We start from the raw sequence: 24,492 nt of genomic DNA, 5'->3' as shown, positions 1-24,492 counted from the left end.
ATCCTCACAACGTAGGCGAGCGGCATCCGTCGCGGAAGACCTCGTGGAGGAGAGAACCTTAACGTCCGGTGTCGGGATGCGGTCGCCGGCGTACTTGGGCGCGCGCGTGCGTCGCGCCAGAATGGAGCGCATGACCGCGAGCGCCGTGGAGCCCTTCCGCGTCGTCTTCGTCTGCACCGGCAACATCTGCCGGTCGCCGATGGCGGATGTCGTGTTCCGGGGACTGGCGGATGCCTCGGGACTGGGCGCGCGCGTCGCCTCGACGAGCGCAGGCACGGGCGACTGGCACGTGGGCGAGCGCGCCGACGAGCGCACCATCGAGGCGCTCGCGCGCGCCGGGTACGACGGCTCCCACCACCGCGCGCGGCAGTTCACGCATGCGGACTTCGCCCACGGCGATCTGATCGTGGCGCTCGACCGCAGCCACGAGCGGATCCTGCGGGGCTGGGCCCGCAGCGAGGCCGACGCCGACAAGATCGCCCTGCTGCTGTCGTTCGATCCGGCCGCGCGCACGCTCGACGTGCCCGACCCCTACTACGCCGGGCCCCGGATGTTCGACGAGGTGCTCGGTATGATCGAGAGCGCGAGCCGGGCGCTCTTCCGGCAACTCGAACCCGCGATCCGACCGGTGCCGTAGCGCCGGTCCGCCGGCCGTTTTCGAAGCCCGACGGGAGCCACCGTGACCTCTCTGCCCTCTTCCGCTCTACCGTGGCAGCCACTGAGCCCGCTCGACGGCCGGTACCGCCCGGCGGTGGGCGAGCTCGGCGAGTACCTCTCGGAGGCGGGCCTGAACCGCGCTCGCGTCGAGGTCGAGGTGGAGTGGCTGATCGCGCTCACGGACCGCTCGCTCTTCGGCACGTCGCCGCTCGCGGACGCCGACAAGGCACGACTGCGCGCCCTGTACCTCGAGTTCGGCCAGGCCGAGATCGACTGGCTCGCCGAGAAGGAGTCGGTCACGCGGCACGACGTCAAGGCCGTCGAGTATCTTGTGCGCGACCGCCTGTCGACGCTCGGACTCGACGCCATCGCCGAGCTGACGCACTTCGCCTGCACGAGCGAGGACATCAACTCGACCGCGTACGCGCTCACCGTGAAGCGTGCCGTGAAGGGCGTGTGGCTGCCCAAGCTCGAGCGGGTCATCACCGCGCTGCGCAGGCTCGCGCTGGCGCACCGCGACGCGGCGATGCTGTCGCGTACCCACGGTCAGCCCGCGACGCCGTCGACGATGGGCAAGGAGCTCGGCGTCTTCGTGTGGCGCCTGGAGCGGGTCGCGGCGCAGATCGCGGGAGGGGAGTTCTTCGCGAAGTTCTCCGGGGCGACGGGCACCTGGTCGGCGCACCTCGCGGCCGACCCGAGCGCGGACTGGCCGAACATCTCGCTCGAGTTCGTCGAGTCTCTCGGGCTGGACTTCAACCCGGTCACGACGCAGATCGAGTCGCACGACTGGCAGGTCGAGCTGTACGACCGCGCGCGCCACGCGGGCGGCATCCTGCACAATCTCGCGACCGACATCTGGACGTACATCTCGATCGGCTACTTCACGCAGATCCCCGTGGCCGGTGCGACGGGATCGTCGACGATGCCGCACAAGATCAACCCCATCCGGTTCGAGAACGCCGAGGCGAACCTCGAGATCGCCGGCGGGCTGTTCTCGACCCTCGCCATGACGCTCGTGACGAGCCGTCTGCAGCGCGACCTCACCGACTCGACGACGCAGCGCAACATCGGCGTCGCCTTCGGGCATTCGCTGCTCGCACTCGACAACCTCGAGCGAGGCCTCGGCGAGATCTCACTCGCGGAGGACGTGCTGCGGGCCGACCTCGATGCGAACTGGGAGGTGCTCGCGGAGGCCATCCAGACCGTCGTGCGCGCCGAGATCGCCGCAGGCCGCTCGCAGATCAGCGACCCGTACGCGCTCCTGAAGGACCTCACGCGCGGGCGCCGCGTCGGCGCGGTCGAGCTCGCCGAGTTCGTGAGGGGCCTCGACATCGGCGACGAGGCCAAGCAGCGCCTGCTGGCACTCACCCCTGCGACCTACGACGGTCTGGCGTCCGCGCTCGTCGGCGAGTACCTCTCGGTCCCTGACGACGTCGCGCGCTGAGCGTCAGCGCCCGAGCGCGTTCGTCCTGCGCCGAGACTTCACTTGTGTCACCGTTCTCGCGTTCTGGGGTGACATTCGTGAAGTCTCGCGCCTGAGCATCACGCCTTCGGGTCGACGGATGCCGCGGCATCCGGATTCTCGTCATCGCCCTTGTCGTCGGCCTCGTCGGGAAGCAGCACCGGACGATCGACCTGCTTCGCGACCTGCGCCGGGTCGACGGCCAGCAGCAGCAGCGACACGATCAGCAACACCGCGATGAAGCTCACGCCGGCGATGATGAGCGCCAGGACGACGGCCGACTGGGCCTCTTCGGCGGTGCGCTGCTGGAAGAACCCCATCGACACGAGCGTCACGATGCCGGCGAACGCGGCGGCGCCGAACGCGAGCCCGAGCAGCTGCACGGGCTTCATGAGGTCGCGGCGGGTGGGACGGTCGTCGCTCACGCGGAGTCCTTCTGATCGGCCGCATCGGTGGACGCGGGTGCTTCCGCCGCCTCGGGCGCGGCGGGGCGGGGCGAGAACCCTGCGATGCCGAGGTACACGGCGATGATGGCGGCGTAGCCGCCGAAGACGCCCACGCCGATCGTGACCCCGGTGAGGGTGAACGTCTGGCGCGCCTCTTCGATGGTGTAGTCGAGCGCGTACGCGGGCTGCACGAACAGCAGCGCGACGCCGAGGAGGAGAGTGATCGCGCCGACGACGACGGCGTCGCGGCTCTCGGAGCGGGGACCGACCGGAGCCGGCGGCCGGGCATCGGCGACGCCCGGCGCGATCTCACGGCGCTCGGTGCGGGCGCGCAGGCCGAGCGAGCCTCCGATGAGCTCGAGGCCCCCGCTCACGAGTGCCCACGTGATGACGATGGCGAAGAAGCCCGCGACGGTGCGCATGGGCCCGAGCCCGCCGACCATGCCCGCGACGAGCGTCACCCCGCCGAGCACGCCCGCCTGCCAGCGCCTGCCCGCCGGGTACACGAGCCACACCGACAGCAGCAGCACGAGTCCGGATGCGATCGCGAAACCGCTGAAGACCGCCATGCCGACCGCGGCCGAGTGGTCGGGCGAGAACGTGATCATGACCGCCCCGAGCGCCGCGAAAGCGGCACGTGCGAGCTGCACGTGGCGCACGTCGAACGTGCGGGATTCGGCTGAGGTCACGGCATTTCCTGCGGAGCGGAGGCGTTCCCAGGATGGGGAACGGATGCCTCCATCCTACGTGCGCGGCCGGTCGCGGCATCCGTCGAGCGTCCCGTCGCCAGATCAGGTGATCTCACCGGCGTAGGACTCTTCGCACGTATTCCGCCTACCTCGGCGACATCCGCTGACCTGGTGACGAGAGGAGATGGGACGACGGATGCCTCAGGCCAGCGTGTCGAGGATCCCGGTGAGCAGCTCGAACGTGGTCAGCGGCGAGACGATCGCGAAGCGCAGCACCGGCTCACCGGCGTGCGAGCTCGGAACGACGAACGCGTGCTGCTCTTCGAGGAGCCGATCGGACCACGCCGCATAGTCGCCAGCCGACCAGCCCTCTCGCCGGAACACCACCACCGACAGCTGCGGATCGCGCACGAGCGAGAGGCCCTCGCGCGACTCGATCTCGTCGGCGATGCGACGGGCGAGGCCGATGCCGTACGCGATCGTCGCGCGGTACTGCTCGGTGCCGTGGGTCGCCAGCGAGAACCACAGCGGCAGCCCGCGCGCACGGCGGGTGAGCTGTACGGCGAGGTCGGACGGGTTCCAGTCCGGCTTGTCGGTGAGGGTGTCGAGGTACTCGGCCTTCTGCGTGTGCGCCGACAGCGCGAGCGAGGGTTCGCGGTAGATGAGCGCGCACGCGTCGAACGGCGCGAAGAGCCACTTGTGCGGGTCGACGATCACCGAGTCGGCGAGCCCGACGCCCGCGAACGCCGGGCGCGCGCTCTCGACGAGCATCGCCGCGAGGCCGTACGCGCCGTCGACGTGGAACCACACGCCGCGGGCGTTCGCCTCGGCCCCGACGCCCTCGATGTCGTCGACGATGCCGAAGTTGGTCGTGCCTGCGGTCGCCACCACCGCGAACACCGCTTCGCCGAGCTCGTCGAGCACGCGCGCCACGGCGTCGCCGCGCAGCCGCCCGCCGGCGTCGACCGCGGCGGTCGCGACGTCGACGTCCATGACGGCCGCGGCAGACGCGATGGACGAGTGCGCTTCGGCGCTGCAGACGACGACCCACCGCGCCGGGTCGGGGCGTCCGGCCTCGCGGTTGCGGCGACGCGCGGCGTCGCGCGCGGTGACGAGGGCCGAGAGGTTGCCGATCGTGCCGCCCTGGACGAACACACCGCCCGAGCCCTCCGGCATCCCGAACTCCGCCGCCAGCCAGTGCAGCACCTCGTTCTCGGCGAAGACGGCACCGGCTCCCTCCATCCAGGAGCCCCCGTAGACGGCGGACGCCGAGACCACGACGTCGAACGCGAGCGCGGCCTTGCTCGGAGCCGAGGGGATGAACGACAGGTACCCCGGGTGGTCGGTCGACAGGCACGCGGGCGCGAGCACGTTCTCGAACAGCGAGATCGCGCGGCGGGCGCCGATGCCGTCCGCCGTGATCGAGCCCGACGCGAGACGTGCGAGGTCGCGTGGCGTCATCGGCTTGTCGAGCGGCACGTCCTGGTACAGCGCACGACGTCGTGCGTAATCGAGCACGTCGTCGACCGTGGCGCGCGTCTCGTCCGAGATCGCGTGCATCTGGGCGGGGGATGGCTCGGACATGTCTGCTCCTGCTCTCGGGTGCACATCACGGTAACGGGATCGCGCAGATTTGGAGAAGCGCGCCGGAGGCGGCGTCCGTAGCGTTGTGGGCATCGGCCGAGAGGCCCACGAGTGTGAAGGAGCAGATCATGGCAGGGAAGACGACGTCGGACGGGCTGTCGCAGGAGGAGCGCGATGCCGTCAAGCAGCGCGCGAAGGAGCTGCGCGCTCAGGCGAAGGCCGGCAAGAGCCGCGAGGCGGGCACCAAGCAGGTGCTCGAGGCGATCGCGAAGCTCGAGGGCACCGACAAGGTGCTGGCCGAGGGCCTGCACAAGGTCGTGAGCGAGACGGCGCCCGATCTCGTGCCCAAGACCTTCTACGGCTTCCCGGCGTACGCGAACGAGGCGGGCAAGGTGGTCGTGTTCATCCAGCCCGCGTCGAAGTTCAAGACGCGCTACGCCACGATCAACTTCGACGATCCCTCGACGCTCGACGACGGCGACATGTGGCCCATCGGCTTCGCGGTGACCGCGTGGAACGCGGACGTCGAGAAGCGCGTCACCGCACTGGTGAAGGCCGCCGTCGACTGAGCCCGATCTCCCCGCTGACGTGCCGCGGCATCCCCTCACCCATGGGGGCGGATGCCGCGGCTCGCGGCATCCGGGCGCACGTCAGGCGTCCGCGCTCGGCGCCGACCCAGCGAGGAATGGGAGGGCGGTCTGCCGGAAGACACGTGACCCGGGCGTGTTGAAGTGGTGTCGTCCCGGGATCTCCTCGAACGTGCCGTTCGGCGCCTTCGCGGCGAGCGCGCGGGACCGCGGCAGGATGGCGTCCTCCGATCCGGTCGCGAAGAGCACCGGCTGCACGGGCGGCCGGGCAGGATCGGGGTCCGCGTCTCCGAGGCGCATGCCCTCCGCGAGAGCGACGAGTGCCCGGAGGTCGTTCGTCTGCACGCGCTCGGCGAGTTTCACGTAGTTCTGCGTCACCGGATCCTCGACGGGTATGCCTTCCTCGGCATACGCCCGCGCCTGGTCGATCTGCAGTCGTGCGAGCGGTCGCCCGTCGGGGATCCCGCCGAGCACGGCACGCCCGACATGCTCGGGATGGTCGACCGCGAGCTGCCAGCCCACGCGTGCGCCGAGCGAGTAGCCGACGTAGCGCGCCTCGCCGACGAGGTATGTGTCGAGCACCACGACGAGATCCGACACGAACGAGGCCATCGAGTACGCGTGCGGATCGTGCGGCTTGTCGCTCGAGCCGTGCCCGCGCTGATCGATCCCGATCACGCGGTATCCGGCGCGCGTGAGGTCGCGCACCCAGCCGGTCTCGACCCAATTGTCGCGGCAGCTCGACGCGAAGCCGTGCACGCACAGCACGGGCTGGGCATCCGGATCCCCCCACGAGTACGTCGCGAGCTGATACCCCTCCTCCGACATCACGAAGCTCGGGGCGGGCATCTCGGTGCGAACCAGCGGAGCGGCGTCCATGCCGCCCATTCTGCTCCGGTCGAGGTCGTCCCAGGCACGCATGACCCGCCCGCGCGCCTCAGGCCTCCGGGCGGCAGAGGTTACGCCGCTCGATGCCCGTTGGCAAGAGGGCTGGCCGAATCCGCTGCGCGGCATAGCTTCTGGGCATGAGCACCGATCACCCCTACGACGAATCGGCCGGCCGACGCGCCGACCCGCCGACGGCGCGGTACGACGCCGACGGAGACGGGATCGCCGACGATCGTCGCACCGTCGCGGACGACCGGCGCACGGTGGCGGACGACGGGCCGACGCTGCGCGAGGACGTCGTGCATCGCGAGCGCGAGCGGTTCGGCGGAATCAAGTTCGGCTCGGCGTTCCTGGGCTGGCTGACGGCGATGGGGGCGCTCCTCATGCTGACCGCCGTCGTCGCCGCTGTCGGAGCGGCACTCGGGCTCGCCGCACCGGAATCCATGGAGGACGCCGCGGAGGCGGCGAACGAGAACATGGGCGCCGCGACGATCATCGGCGCGATCGCCATCGCCGTCGTGCTGTTCCTCGCCTACTTCGCCGGCGGTTACGTGGCCGGGCGGATGGCGCGGTTCAGCGGTGCGAAGCAGGGCCTCGCCGTCTGGCTGTGGGCCGTCGTCTTCGCCGTGGTCGTCGCGATCCTCACCGCGGTCGCCGGCAGCCAATGGGACATCCTCGGCGACCTCGACGGCTTCCCGCGGATCCCGGTGACACCCGAGACGGCCACGACCACCGGCATCCTGACCGCCCTCGGCGCCGCCGTCATCACGCTCGCCGCGGCAGTGCTCGGCGGCATGGCGGGCATGCGCTACCACCGCCGCGTCGACCGCGTCGGTCTCGGCGAGTGACGCCGGCGACCGCACACCCGAGAACCACTCGAGAAAAGGAGATACCCCGATGGGCATGGACGACATGAAGCACGACATGGAAGACATGAAGGGCAAGGCCAAGGAGAAGATCGGCGACGCGACCGACAACGAGAGCCTTCAGGCCGAGGGCGTGGCCGATCAGGCCAGCGCCAAGATGAAGAAGGCCGGCGAAGAGGTCAAGGACGCGTTCACCGACGACCGCTGATCTTCCGCCGCGATGCCCCGGGATGTTCTCACCCCGGGGCATCGCTGTGTCGGCACGCGTCGTGTTAAGGCATTCTCACCAGCTGCTCGCCGCACGTTCACCGAACGGCCCTGCGTTGGTCGGCGCATCGTCATCGTGCGGCAGATCCGCCCCGATTGCGTCGGGGCATGAGTCGAACTCGCACGTCGCGCGCGCTGCTGCGCCTGCTCACCGTCACGACCGCCGCCGCTGCCGCGGTCGCCCTCGTCCCCACCGCGGCGAGCGCCGCGCCGTCGGCGAACCCCGCCGACGGGCGCTCGCAGTCGCCCTACGTCCAGACCCACGTGCCGACGCTCGTGGCGCGGGCCACGCTGTCGGCCGACCACCTCGAGCCGGGGCCGGCGTCGGGCGCACTCGCGAGCCCCGCGAACGGCCGCACCGGACCGTGGCAGGGGCAGGTGATCCCCGGCTTCTCGGCCATGATCGACAACGGCGACGGCACGTTCTGGGCGCAGCCCGACAACGGCTTCGGCTCGAAGGGCAACTCCGCCGACTTCCTCCTGCGCAACTACCTCGTGCGCCCCGCCTGGCAGACGGCCAAGGGCGGTGAAGGCTCGATCCAGATAGAGCGCTTCATCTCGTACAACGACCGCAACGGCGTGCTCGACTTCCCGATCGTGAACGACGGCACCGAGGAGCGCCTCCTCACCGGCGCCGACTTCGACATCGAGTCGGTCGTCCGCGCCAAGGACGGCACGTTCTGGGTCGGCGAGGAGTTCGGCCCGTTCCTCCTCCACTTCGACGCCGAGGGCTCGCTGCTCGAGAAGCCGTACGCGCTCGACGGTGCGAAGTCCCCGCAGAACCCCTACCTCGCCGCGGGCGAGACGCCGCGCGTGCGCTCGAGCCGCGGGTTCGAGGCGATGGCGGCCTCGACGAGCGGCCGCTACCTGTACCCGGTGGTCGAGGGCTCCTATGCCGACGACCCCGACCTGCGCCGTCGCGAGATCCTCGAGTTCGACACGCGTGCAGGCGCGTACACCGGCCGCACGTGGAGCTACCAGACCGACCAGGAGGCCAACGTCATCGGCGACGCGTTCACCGTGCGCAACGACGTGCTGCTGCTCATCGAGCGCGACGACTTCGAGGGCGAGCAGGCCGTCACCAAGCGCGTGTACGAGGTCGACCTGCGTCGCACCGACGCCGAGGGCTACGTCGAGAAGTCGCTCGTGCTCGACGCGCTGCGCATCGCCAACCCCGATGGCATCGGCGACGGCGACGGCTACGGCACCGGCGAGATCTTCTCGCTGCCCGTGCAGTCGTTCGAGACCGTACTCCAGTTGAAGGACGGCAGCCTCCTCATCGGCAACGACAACAACTACCCGGGCAACGACGCCCGCATCCCCGGCACGCCCGACGACACCGAGTTCGCGGTGATCGACCTCGACAAGACGAAGCTGGAGCCGTCGACGGTGAGCCTCATAGGGCACCGCGGTGCCAGCGGCTCGCGCCCCGAGCACACCCTCGCGGCCTACGAGGCGGCGATCGTGCAGTGCGCCGACTACATCGAGCCCGATGTCGTCTCGACCAAGGACGGCGTGCTCGTCGCCCGGCACGAGAACGAGATCTCGGGAACGACGGATGTCGCGGCCCGGCCCGAGTTCGCCGACCGCAGGACCACCAAGGTCATCGACGGCACGAGCATCACCGGGTGGTTCACCGAGGACTTCACGTTCGCCGAGCTGCGGACGCTCCGCGCGAAGGAGCGCCTGCCGCAGGTGCGTCCCGGCAACACCGCGTTCGACGGCCTCTACCTCATCCCGACGCTCGACGAGGTCATGGACCTCGCGCGGCACTCGGTGAGCTGCGACGGCCGCCCCGTCGGTGTCTACCCCGAGACCAAGCACCCGTCGTACTTCGACGCGATCGGTCTGTCGCTCGAGGAGCCGCTCGTGGCGGCGCTGCGGGCGAACGGCCTCGACCGCGCGGAGGCGCCGGTGATCCTGCAGAGCTTCGAGACCGCGAACCTCCGCGACCTCGACGAGCTGACCGACGTGACGCTCGCCCAGCTCGTGAACTCGTCGGGCCGCCCCTACGACTTCACGCTCGCCGGCGACCCGCGCACCTATCGCGACCTCGTGACGCCGGCCGGCCTCGCCGAGATCGCGACGTACGCCGACGGCGTCGGCCTCGAGAAGTCGGTCATGATCCCGCGCACGGCAGCCGGCACGCTCGGCACCCCGACGCCGGTGATCGCCGACGCCCACGCCGCGGGCCTGTCGGTGCACGGCTGGACCTTCCGCGCCGAGAACCAGTTTCTCCCGGTGGAGTTCCGCTCGAGCGCAGACCCGGCCGCCTACGGCGACCTGGCGGGCGAGCTCGAGGTGTTCATCGCCGCCGGCATGGACGGCGTCTTCAGTGACCACCCCGGCATCGCCGCGGTCACGATCGACACGGTGACGCTCGCTGGCTGAGCCGTTCGCACCACGGACACGCGAGGAGGGGGATGCCGCGGCATCCCCCTCCTCCATCGTCTCGGTCAGCGCACACGACGCCCGTGCGCGAGGTCGATGAGCCGCTCGAGCACGCCGCCGCTCGAGCGCAGGCCGTTGTGCTCGTGCTCGCTCGTGATCCACGGCGTGACGCCGGGCAGGAGCCGCGCGGTGTCCATCGAGAACTCGAACGGCACGTAGACGTCGTTGACGTACACGGCCGCTGCGCCGCGGACACCGGATGCCGCGATCGCGGCCGCATCGTACAGCCGCGGCCACTCGAACTCGGCGAGCGCCAGCGTCACCTCGCGCCACGGCAGCAGGCCCGGCACGGTGTCGAGCCACTCGCGGCGCGCGTGCTCGCCCGTGAGCAGGGTCGGGTCCGCGCGGAAGTCGTCGGGCTCGACGCGGTCTGCCGACCACCGCGTGGCGAACCCGTCGGCGTAGCTCGACTCGTGGAACACGTAGTACAGCGGATTGCGCGCGCCGAACGGCATCGCCGCCGCGAGGTCGTGACGGAACGCGTTGGTGTGAGGCTCGTGCTCGAGCAGCGTCCAGAGGGTCTGCCAGCCGTCGTTGCTCCCGAGGAGCGAGCCGAGCGAGCGCACGCGCGACACCGACGCGACCTCGCCGTCGGGCAGCACGAGCCGGCCGGCCGCCGCGAGGTCGACCACGCGCCGGACCTTGTCGCGATGCGTGGGGAAGCGCCGGTAGTACCGCTCCGACTCGGTGCGCATCTTGTCGTACGTGAGCGAGTAGACGTCGTCGGGATGCCGGCCCACGGCGCTCAGCCCGCCCGTGATGTACACGTGCTCGAGGGACGAGGCATCCGTCGACAGATACGCCAGCGTCGTGAACCCGCCGAACGACTGTCCGAGCACGCTCCACGTCGTCGCGCCCAGGTGCTCGCGCACCGCCTCGGCATCACGCACGATCGCGTCGGCGCGCAGGTGCGTGATGTACTCGGCGAGCTCGTCGTCGCCGCGGTCGAGGTCGGCGTCGCCGACGGGGGTGGAGCGCCCGGTGCCGCGCTGGTCGAGCAGCACGACGCGGTAGTGCTCGAGCGCGGCGTCGAGCCACGACGGCGCCCCGGGTGAATGGAACGGACGCGGTGCCTCGTGCCCCGGTCCGCCCTGCAGGAACACCAGGTACGGCAGGCGCTCACCACCCTCGCGCACGACCTCGGCCGCATGCACGTCGATCGTGCGCGAGTCGGCCGGGTCGGCCCACACCAGCGGGACGGTGAGGGTGTGGTCGTGAACGGTGAGATCCTGCATGCGGCGCGTCGTCACAGACATGCAGCGAGCCTAGGCCGTGCCGGCGACGGATGCCGAGGCCCGCGGTCTCCGCTACTTCCGGGTGCGCCGGGCCACGCGCGTCGCCGCCGCGAACGGACGGCGCACGCGGCGCAGCCCCCCCGGGGTCTGGGTGCCCGTCGGCAGCACGATGGGCTGTGTGACGACGGCGTCGACGACCATCGAGCCGTCGGTCGGTCCGATCACCGGGATCGGCGTCGTCGGCGTCACCACCGTGGGCGCGATCGGCGTCGCGGCGAGCTGGCGGTGCGCGTGCAGGTACGCCGGCACGAGCACGACGACCGCCCCCAGCCACGCGAGCGGGTTGCTCGCGGCGACGCCGGCGAACCCGATCGCGCCGCCGAGCACGACGGCGGCGGCGACGCGCATGACGAGCTCGATCACCCCGGTGATGGTCGGGATGAGGGTGTGCCCGAGTCCCTGCAGCGCCCCGCGCAGGACGAACAGGATGCCGAGCAGCCAGTAGGTCGCGCCGTTGATCGCGAGCATCTGTGCGGCGAGGTCGACCACGTGCGCCGACTCATCGCCGACGAACAGCCGAACGAGGAACGCACCGAAGGCGATCAGCAGCGCGCCGAGCACGATCGACACGGCGACCGACATCCAGGTCGCCTGCGTCACCCCGCGCCGGATGCGGTCCGGCCGCCCGCCGCCGTGGTTCTGCGCCACGAACATCGACACCGCGAGCCCGAGCGACTGCAGCAGCGCGACGGCGAGGCCGTCGACGCGCGACGCCGCGGTGTACGCGGCGACCGCCTCGGCGCCGAGGTCGTTGAGCGCGACCTGCACCGTGAGCGTCCCGATCGCGATGATCGACGCCTGGAAGCCCATCGGCAGGCCGAGGCGCAAGTGCTCGCCCAGCTCGGCACGCGTCACGCGCCAATCCTCCCGGCGCACGTGAAGCACCGGCATCCGTCGCCGTACGAACTCGAGGCACAGGAGCACCGAGACGGCCTGCGAGACCACGGTCGCGAGAGCAGCACCGCCCACGCCCCAATCCAGCGGCCCGACCATGACGATCACGAGCCCGACGTTGAGGACGCACGCGAGCGTCAGGAACACCAGCGGCGTCCGCGAGTCGCCGATGGCACGGATGATTGCCGACAGGTAGTTGAAGAACATCAGGGCGCCGGCGCCGACGAAGCTGACCTGCGCGAAGACGACGGCGTCGTCCATGAGCTCGGCCGGCGTGCGCAGCAGGTCCAACAGCGGACCCGCGAGGAGCGGCGCGCCGATGGTGAGCAGCACCGTGCACGCCCCGGTGAGCAGCGTGCCCGCCGCGACCGAGCGCCGCACCGCCGCGACATCTCCGGCGCCGAACGCCTGCGCCGTCGGGATCGCGAAGCCCGACGTGAGTCCCCACGCGAACCCCAGCAGCAGGAACAGCATGCTGCCCGTCGCGCCCACCGCGGCGAGCGCGTCGACGCCGAGGTGCCGGCCGACCACGACGGCGTCGGCGAACTGGTAGAGCTGCTGGACGACGTTGCCGATCAGCAGGGGGACGGCGAACAGCGCGATGACACGCCACGGGCGGCCCGTGGTGAGGGCGGTGGTCATGGAGGCGGCTCTCGAGCGAGAAGGGCGGGCAGAAGGATGTCGGGGCGACGACCCGACAGTCTATCGAATCGATTCGGCTGCCGACGACTTGCGCCTGCGCGCGCGGCCCGCCGCGCCGGGCGCTCAGGCCTGCGGAGGACCTTCGAGCACGGTCGGGATGTACTCGAGCAGCTGAGTGCGCTGATCGAACGTCCGCGATTCGACGAGTTCGAGCAGCACGTCGGGGTACCCGTCGAAGATGCGATCCTGGCCGGTGGCTCCCGTGATCACCGGGAACACGACGACCCGGTACCGGTCGACCAGCCCGGCGACGAGCAGCGAGCGGCACAGCGCGACGCTGCCGAGCGTGCGCAGCGGGACCGCCGACTCCTCTTTCAGTCGCTGCACGTACTCGATGGCGTCGTCGCGTACGAGCGTCGAGTTCTCCCACGCGAGCGGCTCGTCCAGCGTCGACGAGAACACGAACTTCTGCACCCCGTTGAGCACGTCGACGCCCTCCTCGCCGGAGGCCGCGAACTGCGACATCAGGCGATAGGTCGTCGCGCCCATGAGGATCGGATGATCCTTGTCGGGAAGCTCGTCGAGCCACCCGAGATACTCGGGGCTCTCGAGGCCCCACCAGCCGGGCCAGCCCTCGGCGGCACCGTAGCCGTCGAGCGACATGATGAAGTCCACGGTCAAGGTCTGCATCGAAGTCTCCTTCGTCTCGCCTGCTGCGTGATGCGACGTCCGGTCCGGCCCTCCGAGCCCCGAGCGTAGGCCGGGCGGCGGCGCGACGGAACCCCCCGCGCGGTCGGCGCGCAGAGCAGTGTTGACTGGGGTCACGCCTCGGAGGGGAGCCACCATGTCAGAGTCCATGCCCGCGAACCCGTTCACGTCCGACGAACTCGAGCGCATCGCAGGAGCGGAGGAGCTTCGCGTCTCATCGGTCCGCTCCGACGGGACGGAACGCCCGTTCGTGACGATCTGGGCCGTGCGCGCGGGCGACCACATCTACATCCGCTCGGCCTACGGCACCGACAACCCGTGGTTCCGCCGTGCGGTGGCATCGGGCATCGGGCGCATCCAGGCCGGCGGCGTCGACCGCGAGGTGTCGTTCGCCCGCATCGACGCCGACGAGACCGTCGTGCAGCAGGCGGTGGATGCCGCCTTCCACGCGAAGTACGACAGGCACGGCCCCGCGATCGTGGGCACGGTAGTGGGGCCGGTCAGTCACGAGGCCACCCTCCGCCTCGACGCCCGCTGACCTTCGTCCACCTCGGCTCAGTTCCGTGGGCTGCCGAGGCTCGCGAGGTTGCGCTCCCGTGCCGCGGCGAGCTCGCGCGCCCACAGCGGGAGCACCCGCTCGTCTCGGTAGGCCTCGGCGGTCTGCCGCGCGCGCTCGCGCATGCGGACCACGTCGGCCGGCGGCATCCGCTGCAATCGCAGGATCGCGCGCACGAGGCCCCGGACGTAGCCGCTCGTCACCAGGAAGCCGTTTCCCCCGTGGTCGATCAGATCGGCGGGGCCGTATCGGATGTCGTAGGCGATGGGGATGCAACCGGCGCCCATGGCCTCGAGGATCACCAGCCCGAATCCCTCGGAGCGCGAGGTCATGAGCAGGAAGGACGCCTCGGCAAGGTGTTCCCGCGCGTCGGGCACGAACCCGTGCAGTTTCACGACGTCGTGCGCGTCCTCCGCCTCGACGAGCCGCTCGATGGCGCCGCGGCGAGGCCCGTCGCCGTAGACGTCGAGCGTCAGCTCGGGCACCGAGCGGCGCGCGAGCAGCACCGCACGCACCGCCTGCTCGGGACGTTTGAGTCCCGACAGCGCGCACAACACGACGCCCGAGCCGGCAACGCGCTGAAGGGAGGGCGGGGGCGGGAATGTGCGAGCGTTCGGAATGACGCACAGATTGGGGCGGCGACCGAACAGGATGCGGGTGTCGCGGCGCTGCCGCTCGGTGAGGAACACCACCGCGTCGTACTCGTCGAGGTGACGGAACACCTCGGCCCGGGAAGGTCGCAGGCGCCCCCAGGGTCCGATGTTGCCGGCCAGGTGCGACCCGTGCACGACGTGCACCGTCGTCCGGTCGGGACGCCGGTAGGTGTGCAGGAACCGGGAGACGGGCTTGCTGTCGGCGATGAGGAAGCACGGGCGATCACCCCGGGTCAGCCGGTCCAGCCACCAGCGGTACAGCGACCACGAGGTGGCCCAGGAGCGCACGGGGCGCCCCTGCCGGTCGCACACGACGATCGCCCTGCCGCCGAGCACACCTCGCTCGAGGGTGTCACGGCGGTCGCTCGCCACGAGCGACCCGTCCCACCGGCGGTGATCGACCTGGAGAACGGTCTTGCCGTCGGCGGCGAGGCGTGCGGCGTTGAGATCCACGCTGTCGCGGTGAGCGGCCTCTTGATCCGCGAGGTCGTGCGACAAGGGCGTGAAAGCGCGTGCGGGCTCACCGAGGGGCAGGGCTGCAGGTCGCACCTCGTGTTCGCGGAACCAGTCCCAGAGGTTGACGATCCGCATGCCGTCCACGAGCTCGCCCTGTTCACGGAGACGCTGCGCGACCGTCGCGTAGTCGACGCGGTCGTCGAAGGTCAGCACGTCCACCGTGACGCCGCCGAGCCGCGCGAACGCCCGCGAACGCTGCAGCATGGCGCTCGTGAGACCACCGATCGCGTCGGGGATCGTCCACGCGAGCGTGTAGTACCGACCGTGGGGAAGCACCACCACGCAGGCACGCTAGAACTCGCGGCTGGAAGATCACTGAGGCTGCGCCGTGCCGTCAGCGGGAGGAGGCGACGGATGCCGTGTCCCGCGGCGCTACACGGGTCGCGAGTTCGCGCGGATCAGCTCCACGGTGCGCAGCACTGCGAGCGTGCGCGCGTGGTCGGGTGCGGCTGGGCCCACGCGCCCGGAGGCTCCGCGCAGCCCGCCCGCGCTGCGTGGGGGAGGCGGGGGGACGGCCGCCGCCACTAGGTCCAGGAACCGTCGCACCTCGAAGGCCATGTTGAACTCGGGACCACCCGTGTTCGTGGCCGGGTCGCGCAGGTCGCGGACTTCGACCGTGCCGTCGGTCCGCCGGAGCGTCAGCCGCGCGGGCGCGGCGATGTGGTCGATCTCGAGGGTGGCGCGCTCACCCTGGATCTCGCTCGGCCGGGCCGACGCCGTGATCTTCGAGTACGACACGTCGGCCGCGAACCCCTCGTACCGCAGCAGCGCGACGCCGGAACCGTCGGCACCGGAGGCGACGGGGATCGTCAGCGCCGAGATATCCGTCGGCTCGCCGAACAGGTCGACGAGCGCACTGATCGGATAGACGCCGAGGTCGTTGAGCGCCCCGCCGCCGAGGGCAGGGTCGAAGATGTTGACGCGCTCGCCCGCGAGCACGCGGTCGTAGCGCGCCGAGCGCTGGCAGTACGAGAACGACACCCCGCGCACGACTCCGAGCTCGGGGAGCAGCTCCCGCACCACGTCGAACGCGGGGTCGTACGCGCTGCGCATCGCCTCGAACACCACGACGTCACGCGCGCGCGCCTCGTCGACGAGCTCGGCGAACTCGCCGGCCGCGAGTGTCGCGGGCTTCTCGATCAACGCGTGGCGACCGGCCCGCAGCACCTGCAGCGCCTGCGCGTGGTGGAGCCCGTTCGGCGACGCGATGTACACGGCGTCGACGGCTCCCGACGCGAGCAGGGCGGGAAGATCCGCAGATGCCGAGGCCACCCCGTTCTCGGCTGCGAACGTGCGTGCCCGCTCGAGGTCGCGCGAGTACGCCACGGTCGCCTCGATGCCGTCGATGCCGCGGACCACCCCGAGGAACGTGCGCACGATGGCGCTCGTGCCGATCGTCGCGAGTCTGATCATCGGGCTCTCCTCACCGCCGGGCAGGTCTGCCAGAGTACCGCCGCCCGCGGGTCACGTCCTCCGGCGCCGGGTGGTCACGACCACTAGCAGGCCGAGGAGCGCGAGGAGGCCACCGCCGACGAGCCCGATCACGGGCACCGCACCCCCTGTCGCCGGCAGCGCGGTCGGGGCAGGCGGCGTGGGGGCGACCGGCGGGGCCGGCAGCAGCGACGCCACATAGTGCGCGGGGTCGTCGTCGGTCACCGACGTCTGCAGCGCCGGGACGTCCGCCGTCACCGCACCGACGTTCACATACGGCCCGGCAACCGCGACTCCGAACGCGTTGCACGTGAAGGACTCACCGGGCGCCAGCGGCCCTGCCACCACGTTCGACTCGGTGTCGCCGCACCAGATCTCCGAGGCTGCGACCTTGTCGTCCGTGACCACGAGGTTCGTCAGCGGAAGGTTGCCGGTGTTGGTCACCACGTACGTCCATTCCACGACCGCGCCGACCGCGAGCGACACGCCGGGCGCGGTGTCGGCATCCTGCCCGTTCGTGTGCTTCTCGATGTCGACCGCGGGGGCGGCGCCGAAGTAGTGCGACCAGTCTTCGTCATCGACCTGCTCGCCTTCGATGACCTCCCCCTCCACGCCCGTGGTGGTCGGCCCGACACCGGTCACGGTGCCGAGGTTCGCGTACTGCCCGGCGGTCGCGGTGCCCGCGGCGATGCAGGTGTACGAATCGCCGGGGAGGAGCGTGCCCGGGATCACGTTGGTCCCGGTCTCGGCGCAGTCGATCGCGGATGCCGGAATACGATCATCGGTGACGGTGACGTTCGTCAGCGGCACGTCGCCGATGTTCGTGACCACGTACCTCCACTCGACGGCATCGCCTACCGGCACCAGCGGCCCGGTCGGGGTGTCGGCATCCTGCCCGTTGGTGAGCTTCTCGATGTCGATCGCGGGCGCGATGCCGAGGTAGTGCGACGGGTCGCCGTCGGTGACCTGCTGCCCGACCACCGGGTTCCCGTCGACATCGGTCGTCTCGGGACCCGTGCCCACCACGGTGCCGAGGTTCGCGTACTGCCCCGCGATCGCCGTGCCGTTCGCGACGCACGTGACCGACGCCTGCGGCGCCAGCGGGCCTGGGGTCACGTTCGAGCCGGTGCCGCCGCAGTCGATCCCGCCGGCTGCGACCTGATCGTCGGTCACGATCACGTTCGTGAGCGGGACGTTCCCGGTGTTGGTGACCACGTACGTCCATCGCACCGCACCCTCGACGCTCACGAGCGGCCCCGTGGGCTCGTCGGCGTCCTGCGTGTTCGTGTGCTTCTCGATGTCGACCGCGGGGACGGCGCCGAAGTAGTGCGACGCATCCTCGTCGTCCACTGTCACGCCGGTGACCGGATCGCCGTCGACATCGGTCGTCGAGGGTCCGACGCCGGTCACCGAACCCAGGTTCGCGTACTGGCCTGTGGTGGCGGTGCCGGTTGCAACGCACGTGACGGATGCCTCGGCCGCGAGCGGTCCGGGAATCACGTTGCTGCCCGTCCCGGCGCAGTCGATGTCGTCCGCGGCGACGAGGTCGTCGGTCACGATCACGTCCGTGAGCGGGACGTTCCCGGTGTTGGTGACCACGTACGTCCACCGCACGCCACCGCCGACGGTCACGAACGGGCCCGTTGGGGTGTCGGCGTCCTGCCCGTTGGTGTGCTTCTCGATATCGACCTGCGGTGCGACACCGAAGTAGTGCGACGGGTCGGTGTCGGACACCTGCTGCCCCGCCACCGGGTCACCGTTCACATCCGTCGTCACCGGGCCGGTGCCGGTCACCGTGCCGAGGTTCGCGTACTGACCGGCGATCGCGGTGGCCTCGGCGACGCACGTGAACGACGCCTGCGGGGCGAGCGGCCCCGGGATCACATTCGACCCCGTGCCGTCGCAGTCGATTTCGGCGGCTGCCACCAGGTCGTCGGTGACCGTGACGTTCGTCAGTGGCACCGTGCCGGTGTTGGTCACCACATACGTCCACCGCACATCCCCGCCAGCCGCGACCAGCGGGCCCGTCGGGGTGTCGGCATCCTGCCCGTTCGTGGACTTCTCGATATCCACCGCAGGCGCAACGCCGAGGTAATGCGACGGGTCGTCGTCGGTCACCTGCGCACCCGCCACCGGATTCCCGTCGACATCCGCCGTCTCCGGCCCCGTGCCCACCACCGTGCCCAGGTTCGTGTACTGACCCAGTGTCGCCGTGCCGTTCGCCACGCACGTGAACGTCGCGTCCGGCGCGAGAGGGCCGGGAACGACATTGCTGCCCGTCCCTTCGCAATCGATCTGCGACGGATCCACCATGTCGTCCGTCACCGTCACGTTCGTCAGCGGCACGTTGCCGGTGTTCGTCACCACGTACGTCCACCGCACCTCACCGCCGACCGTGACCAGCGGGCCGGTCGGGCTATCGGCATCCTGCCCGTTCGTCGCCTTCTCGATGTCGACGGACGGGTCGATCCCGAAGTAGTGCGACGGATCCTCGTCGGTCACTGCGACCTGAGCCGGATCGAGCCCGGTCACGGTGCCCGTGTTCGCGTACTGCCCCGGTGTCGCCGTGCCCGTCGCGACACATGTGAAGGATGCCTCGGGGGCGAGCGGACCCGGAACCACGTTGCTGTCCGTGCCCGCACAGTCGATGTCGTCTGCGGGGACCTGATCGTCGGTCACGGTCACGTTCGTGAGGTCGACGTCGCCGGTGTTGGTGACGACGTACGTCCACCGCACTTCGCCTCCCACCGTGACATTCGGGCCGGTCGGGGTGTCGGCATCCTGCCCGTTCGTCGCCTTCTCGATGTCGATCGACGGCCCCGGCAGCAGCGCCAAGTCCACCGTGAACGTGCTGAAGGCATCAGGGATGAGCGGCGGAGCGAGCTGCGCCACATCATCGCCCGACGGGCCGTCGGCGCTGACGAGCTGATCGTTCTCGTAGACATACGACAGCGTGACCGGCGAGCTCGTGAGCCCCGTCGTGGCGGGGTTCGGCGTCGCGGTGTTGTTGTTGTCGGCTGTCTCGTTGGGGGTATCGGAGCTGCCCGAGCCGACGGTGCGGACCACGTAGGTCTCGAGTAGCCCGCCCGGGGCGAACATCTCGGCCGGGATGTGCACGGTGTAGGTGCCGGCCGGGATCTCGGTGACCGACCAGCGGCCCTGCGCGTCGGTCGTCCTCGTCGCGACGACGTCGCCGTCGGAGTCGAGCACCTCGATGGCCACGCCCGGGATCCCCTGCTCACCCGCATCGAACCTGCCATTGCCGTTGCGGTCGAGCCACACGAGATCGCCGAGCGTGAAACCCGGCATGATCACGTACGGCTCGTTCGACAGCAGCGGCTGGTTGGGGAACGTTCCCGAGAAGATCTGCGCTCGATTCACGTACAGGTTGTTGAGTTCGTCGCTCGTCGACACCATCGGGATCTGAGCGCGAACACGCGCCCCCGTGCCGAGCCACTCCGTCGCCACGAACCGCACAGCCGTCACGTCGGCGAAGTCCGTGATCTCGGCGGCGGTCCGCCACGTGCCGCCGGCGGCCGCCGGATTCGCATTCGAGGCATCGCGCGGGTCGTGGTTCAACGTCGAGGGAGCCGCGATGGAGTAGTACCACGTCCCGGCGACGTCCCCCGTTCCACCGCGCACGTACGTCGGGAGCGCGAGAGGCCCGGTCAACTCGGAGAGGCCGTCGTAGTCTGACGCGTACTGACCTCGCGCCGAGCCGGTCGCCGGATCACCGTCGCCGTTCCACGGCAGCACATCGATCGTGTCGGTCGGCTGGAACGAGATGACTGTCGAGGTGTTGGCCCAGTCCAGCGACCACGTGTACGTCTCACCGCTGGCCACGAACGGCTTGTCGACGCTCTTCACCAGGCCCAGCTGGCCGGACCCGGTCGCGGTGGTGGTCGCGGTCGCCGACGGCGCGTTCTCGGCGCTGTCCGACATCGCCTGGACCTGATTGACGTAGGTGTCACCAGGCTGTGCGACCGTCTCCAGGGTCGCGCACAGCTGCAGCGCGGTGGCGCCGGTGCGGATCCAGTAGTTGGCCGCGGTCGTGGTGATGTCTCCGAGGACGAACGTCACCTCCCGAGTCGCCGCGTTGTAGCTGACCGTCACTCCGGCCGGGAGCCTGCTCCGGGTGCAGGTCTCGTTGTAGATGAGGCCGAGCGGGACGGTGTCCACCAGGCGGAGGTTCTCGACGACCGCACCGATGGGCGCCGCATTGACCCCGACGCTGAGGTTCCAGATGGCGTCCTGGCCGGGGAGGTAGGTCGCCTGCCCCACGGATTTCGCGACGATGAGGCGCAGCCCCTGAAAGCGGACCTCCTGCTGCATCGTGGCCCAGTTGTCACCGCGAGGGCCCGTGGACCAGCCGCCGATGTTCGACAGGCGGATCCCGGTCAGCAGCGGCTCGCCGTCGTTCGGGCCGCCGTTGTACGACCCGCGGGCGCGCAGGAACATCTTCAGATCGAGCCGGAACGCGGAGTGCTCGACGTGGTCGGGGTCGACCGCGCGGATCCGCACCATGTTGACCTGGTCGCGCCAGTCGACTCCGAACTGGGCGGGGTCGGTGTGCCACGGGCCGTCATGCGCGCGGCATCCGTTGTTGTCTCCCACCAGGGAGGTCCGGTCCACAGGATAGAGCCCGCCGACGGGAGCCCCCGCCTGAGTGTCGACGGCGTTGGTGCCGATGCCGTACTCGATGACGTACTCGGCCGCAGTGGCGCGGCCGGAGGCCGTGAACCAGGCGGGGCCATCGAGCTGGAACACCGACACGTCGAATGTGTCGCAGACCATGGGGTCGTCCACCGGGAAGCCGATCGCCTCGGGCGCTCCGGGTGCTTGCACGCCGCGCGCGGTGCCGGTGTTGCGGATGCCCGGCTGATCGACTTCGAGACCCGCCCACGACTGCACCCGCTGCCCGGAAGCAACCGTCGTGTTATCGGCCCACGCGTTGCCGGCCTCGTTCGTGAAGTACTTGTATCCCGTGATGGGGAGGTTCGCTGCGAGCTGGCGTGAGACATCGTCGTAGACGATGCCGCCGTCCTGGTTGGTCTCGGGCCAGCTGCCCGAGTTGTTCAGCAGCACACCCTGTGGGATGTCTTCGCCGGCGTTCGGCCCGCCGTTGTACTGCCAGCGCGACTGCAGCGGCAGGTACAGGCCGAGCGTGAACGGGCCGACCTCGACGTGGCCGGCGTTCACGGGGCGAACGCGCACCATGTTGACCTCGTCACGCCAGTCGGCACCGAACGTCGCGGCGGGATCGGTGGTCCATGGGCCGTCGTCGTTTCGGCACGCCCGCACGTCGGTCACGTTCGCCGTGTTGTCCAGTCCGTTGCCGGTGCCTGTCTGCGTATCGACGGCGTTCGAGCCGACCGCGTACTCGATGACGTAGTTGTTCAGATCGAACCCCGGATTCATCGTCGCCGTGCGCGCCTGCAAATGCGGATTCGGGTCAGCACCGGTGATGGGGACCAGCGGGTTGCCCGAGATCCGCCACACCGACACGTCGAACACGTCGCAGACGACCGGGTCGGTGACCGCGATGCGGTTCGTGCTCGCCGTCGTCCACACGTGCGAGTTCACCACGTCACCGAGCGAGAACTGCGTCCACGCGTTCAGGCCGCCGGTGATGCCCTCGTACTGTTTGTCGCCTCGGAGGGTGCCGCAGTCGCTGACGGTGCTGCGCACGTTGAAGGTGCGGGTCGCGACGTTGTTGCCGGTCGCGGTCGTGCCGTCCCAGCCGGGCTCGAACCCGGTGTTGTTCATGGGCCAGTCGTCCGCCGTCCAGCCGTCCGTGCTCTGGGCTTCGTTGCGGAACGAGAGCGTGTCGTTCACGTTCGCACGGCACGGATCGGGCACAGTCGGCGTCGGAACGAAGAAGATCGCCTGCCACGTGTTGGTCTTGGTGTTGTTGCCGTTCGCGTTCGGGGCGAAGCTCATGTCCCAGCCGTCCGCCGGCTGCACGCCTGTCTCACACGTCGGCGTGCCGGTGTTGAAGTTGCCTGAGTGACCGACGCATCCCGTGAGCACGGCACCCGGCCAATCCGGCATCAGATCCTTGAACACGATGTTGTCGAGGTTGGTGCTGAGGATGTTGCCGTTGGACTCGTTGACGCTGAACTGATACACGACTTGGAAGCCGGGCACCGCAGGGGTTGCAGGGTTGTTGTCGAGGTCGCGCTCCTGGAAGACGACATTCCCGGTATTGGTCTTCGCGAGGTCCCATCGGGGCTCGGTGACGTTGAACTCACGAGGCACCACGTTGTCGCCGGTCGCGGTCGTGCCGTCCCAGCCGGCTTCGAAGCCTGGTCCGACCCCACCAGGAGGATTGTTCGGCTGACCGCCGATCATGTGCCAGCCGTCGGTGTCTTCCACGTTGTTCTGCCACGACACCGTACCGGTGGGCGGGGTGTCACCGTGCTGCCACGTCGGGTCCACCGAGCGATATGCATCCTCGGTGGGCACGAAGACGAACACCAGGATGCGCGTGCTGTCGTACGGCGAGTTCGCCGGCTTGCTGACCGTCATCGGCCAGCCGTCGGCGCCCGCCGCTTCGTCGATCGGGCACGTGATGGTCCAGCCACTCCTCAGACCGTTGTTGTCGGTGCGGCGGTCCTCGCAGAGGAACAGCACGGCGTTGGGGAACTTCGTCATCCGGTCCGTGAACGTGATCGGCCACTCGAGGTCGGACCCACCGGTCCCGCCGAGGTTGTCGATGTCGATCCAGTACTGGACGCGGAATCCGGGAGTGACGACCCCGTTGATGGTCCGCGTCGCGGCGACCGGGGCAGCCTGCAGGAACTTCTTCGCCTCCCACTCCGCCGTGCCCGTCACTTCGATCACCGGACCTTCGACGCTGCCCGACGGAGCGGCATCATCCTGCCCCGTATACGCGTGGGCCGTGACCTCGGCAAACCCCGGAATCGGCGTGTTGTCGGCGAACCGATACGCCAGTTGCACGGTGCCGACGTTCGACGACATGGGGCCGAGGTTGCACACCACGGTGATAGATCCGTTGGCGTTGGTGGTCGCTGACGAAGGCGGGTTCGCGCCGTTCGCCGCTGCTAGACATCCTGCGGGGAGGCCGTTCGTGCCAGGCCCGGCGAGCTGGAAGGTCGAGTCCGCGACATCGCTCGGGTCGTTCGGGTTCGAGACGGGGTTGATCGTCAGCTCGATCACGACGTTCGGCACGGTCACGCCTGTCGGCAGGCCGGTGAGCGACACCGAGTAGTTCTGCAGAACCGTGTCGCCGACGCGCACGATGCAGTTGTCGGGCCCGGTGTCCATTCCCGGTCCGGCTGCCGCGTCGAAGGGCGGCGTGCCCGTCGTCGCAAAGCCTTCGCAGGAGTTCGGGATCTCGAGCCGGTCGATGTCGAGCGTTGCGAGCGGCTGCAGACCGGCGTGCAGGCTCGTCGCCTGAGTCGCACCGGTGATCGTCACAGGCCCGGCGATTCCACGCTCGGGGTTGCCGGCCGTCGGCACCTCGGCACGCACGAACACGTTCTGCCCTGTCGCGGTGTCGGGGAACCGGTGTGCTCCCGGTGCGACCACCCGCACGTAGTAGCTGCCGTCTGCGACGTCGGCGAAGCTGTAGCTTCCGTTCGCGGCGGACGCGGTCGTGGCGACCACTGGGCCGGTCGGCGACGACAGCAGCTCGACGGTCACCCCGGACTTCAACGCCTCGTCCGCTGTACGGGTGCCGTCGCGGTTGGCGTCTGCCCAGACGGCTCCGCCGATGGCACTCCCCGGCCCCGCGACTGCCGCGGGAACCGCCACCGGCGCCAGCACGCCCAGAAGCAGCGCGAGCACCGCGACCGCCGCCATAGAGACACGTATCTTCACGCCATCCACCCCCCGTTCGCGCCCGAACCACGGAGCGGTTCGCTCGCGGACCCTCGGG

The 24,492-nt window shown here is 70.1% G+C and carries 17 protein-coding genes; 7 read left to right on the top strand and 10 right to left on the bottom strand.

Translation table 11 applies throughout. The features are described from left to right. Window positions 1–130: 130 nt before the first annotated feature. Both AC3ANN_RS18415 and purB read left to right on the top strand, forming a co-directional pair. Complete coding sequence (locus AC3ANN_RS18415; RefSeq protein ID WP_488338824.1) at window positions 131–637, top strand: low molecular weight protein-tyrosine-phosphatase; 507 nt, start codon at window positions 131–133, stop codon at window positions 635–637. 42 nt (window positions 638–679) lie between these two features. Further along, window positions 680–2,101, top strand: coding sequence for an adenylosuccinate lyase (gene purB, locus AC3ANN_RS18410; protein ID WP_488338823.1), 1,422 nt, complete (start codon window positions 680–682; stop codon window positions 2,099–2,101). 98 nt (window positions 2,102–2,199) lie between these two features. Here the strand turns inward: purB and AC3ANN_RS18405 are convergent, their stop codons facing one another. From AC3ANN_RS18405 to AC3ANN_RS18395, 3 genes are all read right to left on the bottom strand, one after another. Then, window positions 2,200–2,544 carry an amino acid transporter gene (locus AC3ANN_RS18405; protein WP_488338822.1) on the bottom strand — a complete coding sequence of 115 codons (345 nt, stop codon included), beginning with the start codon at window positions 2,542–2,544 and terminating at the stop codon, window positions 2,200–2,202. Then, a complete protein-coding gene (locus tag AC3ANN_RS18400) occupies window positions 2,541–3,254 on the bottom strand; it encodes an acyl-CoA synthetase (protein ID WP_488338821.1) in 714 nt (237 codons plus the stop codon). The genes AC3ANN_RS18405 and AC3ANN_RS18400 overlap by 4 nt, the downstream gene beginning before the upstream one ends. Window positions 3,255–3,455: 201 nt before the next feature. Further along, window positions 3,456–4,838: a pyridoxal phosphate-dependent decarboxylase family protein gene (locus AC3ANN_RS18395; protein ID WP_488338820.1), complete on the bottom strand. Its 1,383-nt coding sequence runs from the start codon at window positions 4,836–4,838 to the stop codon at window positions 3,456–3,458. Window positions 4,839–4,966: 128 nt separating this feature from the next. Between AC3ANN_RS18395 and AC3ANN_RS18390 the strand changes: the two genes are divergently transcribed. Beyond that, a complete protein-coding gene (locus AC3ANN_RS18390) occupies window positions 4,967–5,407 on the top strand; it encodes a hypothetical protein (RefSeq protein ID WP_488338819.1) in 441 nt (146 codons plus the stop codon). An 81-nt stretch (window positions 5,408–5,488) separates the two neighbouring features. Here the strand turns inward: AC3ANN_RS18390 and AC3ANN_RS18385 are convergent, their stop codons facing one another. Then, window positions 5,489–6,304 (bottom strand): alpha/beta fold hydrolase, encoded by an 816-nt coding sequence (locus AC3ANN_RS18385; protein ID WP_488338818.1) that lies wholly within the window; start codon window positions 6,302–6,304, stop codon window positions 5,489–5,491. 146 nt (window positions 6,305–6,450) lie between these two features. Between AC3ANN_RS18385 and AC3ANN_RS18380 the strand changes: the two genes are divergently transcribed. The 3 genes from AC3ANN_RS18380 to AC3ANN_RS18370 all read left to right on the top strand — a co-directional run bounded on the left by AC3ANN_RS18380 (window position 6,451) and on the right by AC3ANN_RS18370 (window position 9,837). Continuing rightward, window positions 6,451–7,161 (top strand): hypothetical protein, encoded by a 711-nt coding sequence (locus tag AC3ANN_RS18380; RefSeq protein WP_488338817.1) that lies wholly within the window; start codon window positions 6,451–6,453, stop codon window positions 7,159–7,161. Window positions 7,162–7,210: 49 nt separating this feature from the next. Next, the gene (locus tag AC3ANN_RS18375; protein WP_488338816.1) at window positions 7,211–7,387 is read left to right on the top strand and encodes a CsbD family protein; all 177 of its coding nucleotides are present in this window, start codon (window positions 7,211–7,213) and stop codon (window positions 7,385–7,387) included. Window positions 7,388–7,554: 167 nt separating this feature from the next. Then, on the top strand, window positions 7,555–9,837 hold the full coding sequence (locus AC3ANN_RS18370; protein WP_488338815.1) for an esterase-like activity of phytase family protein: 2,283 nt from the start codon (window positions 7,555–7,557) through the stop codon (window positions 9,835–9,837). 65 nt (window positions 9,838–9,902) lie between these two features. Here AC3ANN_RS18370 and AC3ANN_RS18365 read toward each other — a convergent pair whose 3' ends face one another. The 3 genes from AC3ANN_RS18365 to AC3ANN_RS18355 form a co-directional block, all read right to left on the bottom strand. Then, window positions 9,903–11,153, bottom strand: a complete 1,251-nt coding sequence (locus AC3ANN_RS18365; protein ID WP_488338814.1) for an alpha/beta fold hydrolase — start codon at window positions 11,151–11,153, stop codon at window positions 9,903–9,905. Window positions 11,154–11,204: 51 nt separating this feature from the next. Next, window positions 11,205–12,728 carry an MATE family efflux transporter gene (locus AC3ANN_RS18360; protein ID WP_488338813.1) on the bottom strand — a complete coding sequence of 508 codons (1,524 nt, stop codon included), beginning with the start codon at window positions 12,726–12,728 and terminating at the stop codon, window positions 11,205–11,207. 123 nt (window positions 12,729–12,851) lie between these two features. Beyond that, a complete protein-coding gene (locus AC3ANN_RS18355) occupies window positions 12,852–13,418 on the bottom strand; it encodes a dihydrofolate reductase family protein (protein WP_488338812.1) in 567 nt (188 codons plus the stop codon). Window positions 13,419–13,572: 154 nt separating this feature from the next. On the opposite strand from AC3ANN_RS18355, the gene AC3ANN_RS18350 reads away from it, so the two are divergent. Further along, window positions 13,573–13,974, top strand: coding sequence for a DUF2255 family protein (locus AC3ANN_RS18350; RefSeq protein WP_488338811.1), 402 nt, complete (start codon window positions 13,573–13,575; stop codon window positions 13,972–13,974). Window positions 13,975–13,991: 17 nt separating this feature from the next. Here AC3ANN_RS18350 and AC3ANN_RS18345 read toward each other — a convergent pair whose 3' ends face one another. The 3 genes from AC3ANN_RS18345 to AC3ANN_RS18335 all read right to left on the bottom strand — a co-directional run bounded on the left by AC3ANN_RS18345 (window position 13,992) and on the right by AC3ANN_RS18335 (window position 24,434). Then, entirely contained in the window at window positions 13,992–15,443 is a 1,452-nt protein-coding gene (locus AC3ANN_RS18345) for a glycosyltransferase (RefSeq protein WP_488338810.1), read from the bottom strand. Between the two features lie 90 nt (window positions 15,444–15,533). Then, complete coding sequence (locus AC3ANN_RS18340) at window positions 15,534–16,574, bottom strand: Gfo/Idh/MocA family protein (RefSeq protein WP_488338809.1); 1,041 nt, start codon at window positions 16,572–16,574, stop codon at window positions 15,534–15,536. Window positions 16,575–16,625: 51 nt separating this feature from the next. Further along, entirely contained in the window at window positions 16,626–24,434 is a 7,809-nt protein-coding gene (locus AC3ANN_RS18335; protein WP_488338808.1) for a DUF7507 domain-containing protein, read from the bottom strand. Window positions 24,435–24,492 lie beyond the last annotated feature (58 nt).

Source organism: Microbacterium sp. STRO-2N (assembly GCF_057747775.1).
This window is presented reverse-complemented; position numbering and strand designations above follow the sequence as displayed.

Coding starts and splice junctions, on each gene's coding strand:
- AC3ANN_RS18380 (WP_488338817.1), top strand. CDS start 6,451: ATGAGCACCGATCACCCCTACGACGAATCGGCCGGCCGACGCGCCGAC.
- AC3ANN_RS18385 (WP_488338818.1), bottom strand. CDS start 6,304: ATGGACGCCGCTCCGCTGGTTCGCACCGAGATGCCCGCCCCGAGCTTC.
- AC3ANN_RS18350 (WP_488338811.1), top strand. CDS start 13,573: ATGTCAGAGTCCATGCCCGCGAACCCGTTCACGTCCGACGAACTCGAG.
- AC3ANN_RS18340 (WP_488338809.1), bottom strand. CDS start 16,574: ATGATCAGACTCGCGACGATCGGCACGAGCGCCATCGTGCGCACGTTC.
- AC3ANN_RS18360 (WP_488338813.1), bottom strand. CDS start 12,728: ATGACCACCGCCCTCACCACGGGCCGCCCGTGGCGTGTCATCGCGCTG.
- AC3ANN_RS18375 (WP_488338816.1), top strand. CDS start 7,211: ATGGGCATGGACGACATGAAGCACGACATGGAAGACATGAAGGGCAAG.
- AC3ANN_RS18390 (WP_488338819.1), top strand. CDS start 4,967: ATGGCAGGGAAGACGACGTCGGACGGGCTGTCGCAGGAGGAGCGCGAT.
- AC3ANN_RS18395 (WP_488338820.1), bottom strand. CDS start 4,838: ATGTCCGAGCCATCCCCCGCCCAGATGCACGCGATCTCGGACGAGACG.
- AC3ANN_RS18365 (WP_488338814.1), bottom strand. CDS start 11,153: ATGTCTGTGACGACGCGCCGCATGCAGGATCTCACCGTTCACGACCAC.
- AC3ANN_RS18370 (WP_488338815.1), top strand. CDS start 7,555: ATGAGTCGAACTCGCACGTCGCGCGCGCTGCTGCGCCTGCTCACCGTC.
- AC3ANN_RS18415 (WP_488338824.1), top strand. CDS start 131: ATGACCGCGAGCGCCGTGGAGCCCTTCCGCGTCGTCTTCGTCTGCACC.
- AC3ANN_RS18355 (WP_488338812.1), bottom strand. CDS start 13,418: ATGCAGACCTTGACCGTGGACTTCATCATGTCGCTCGACGGCTACGGT.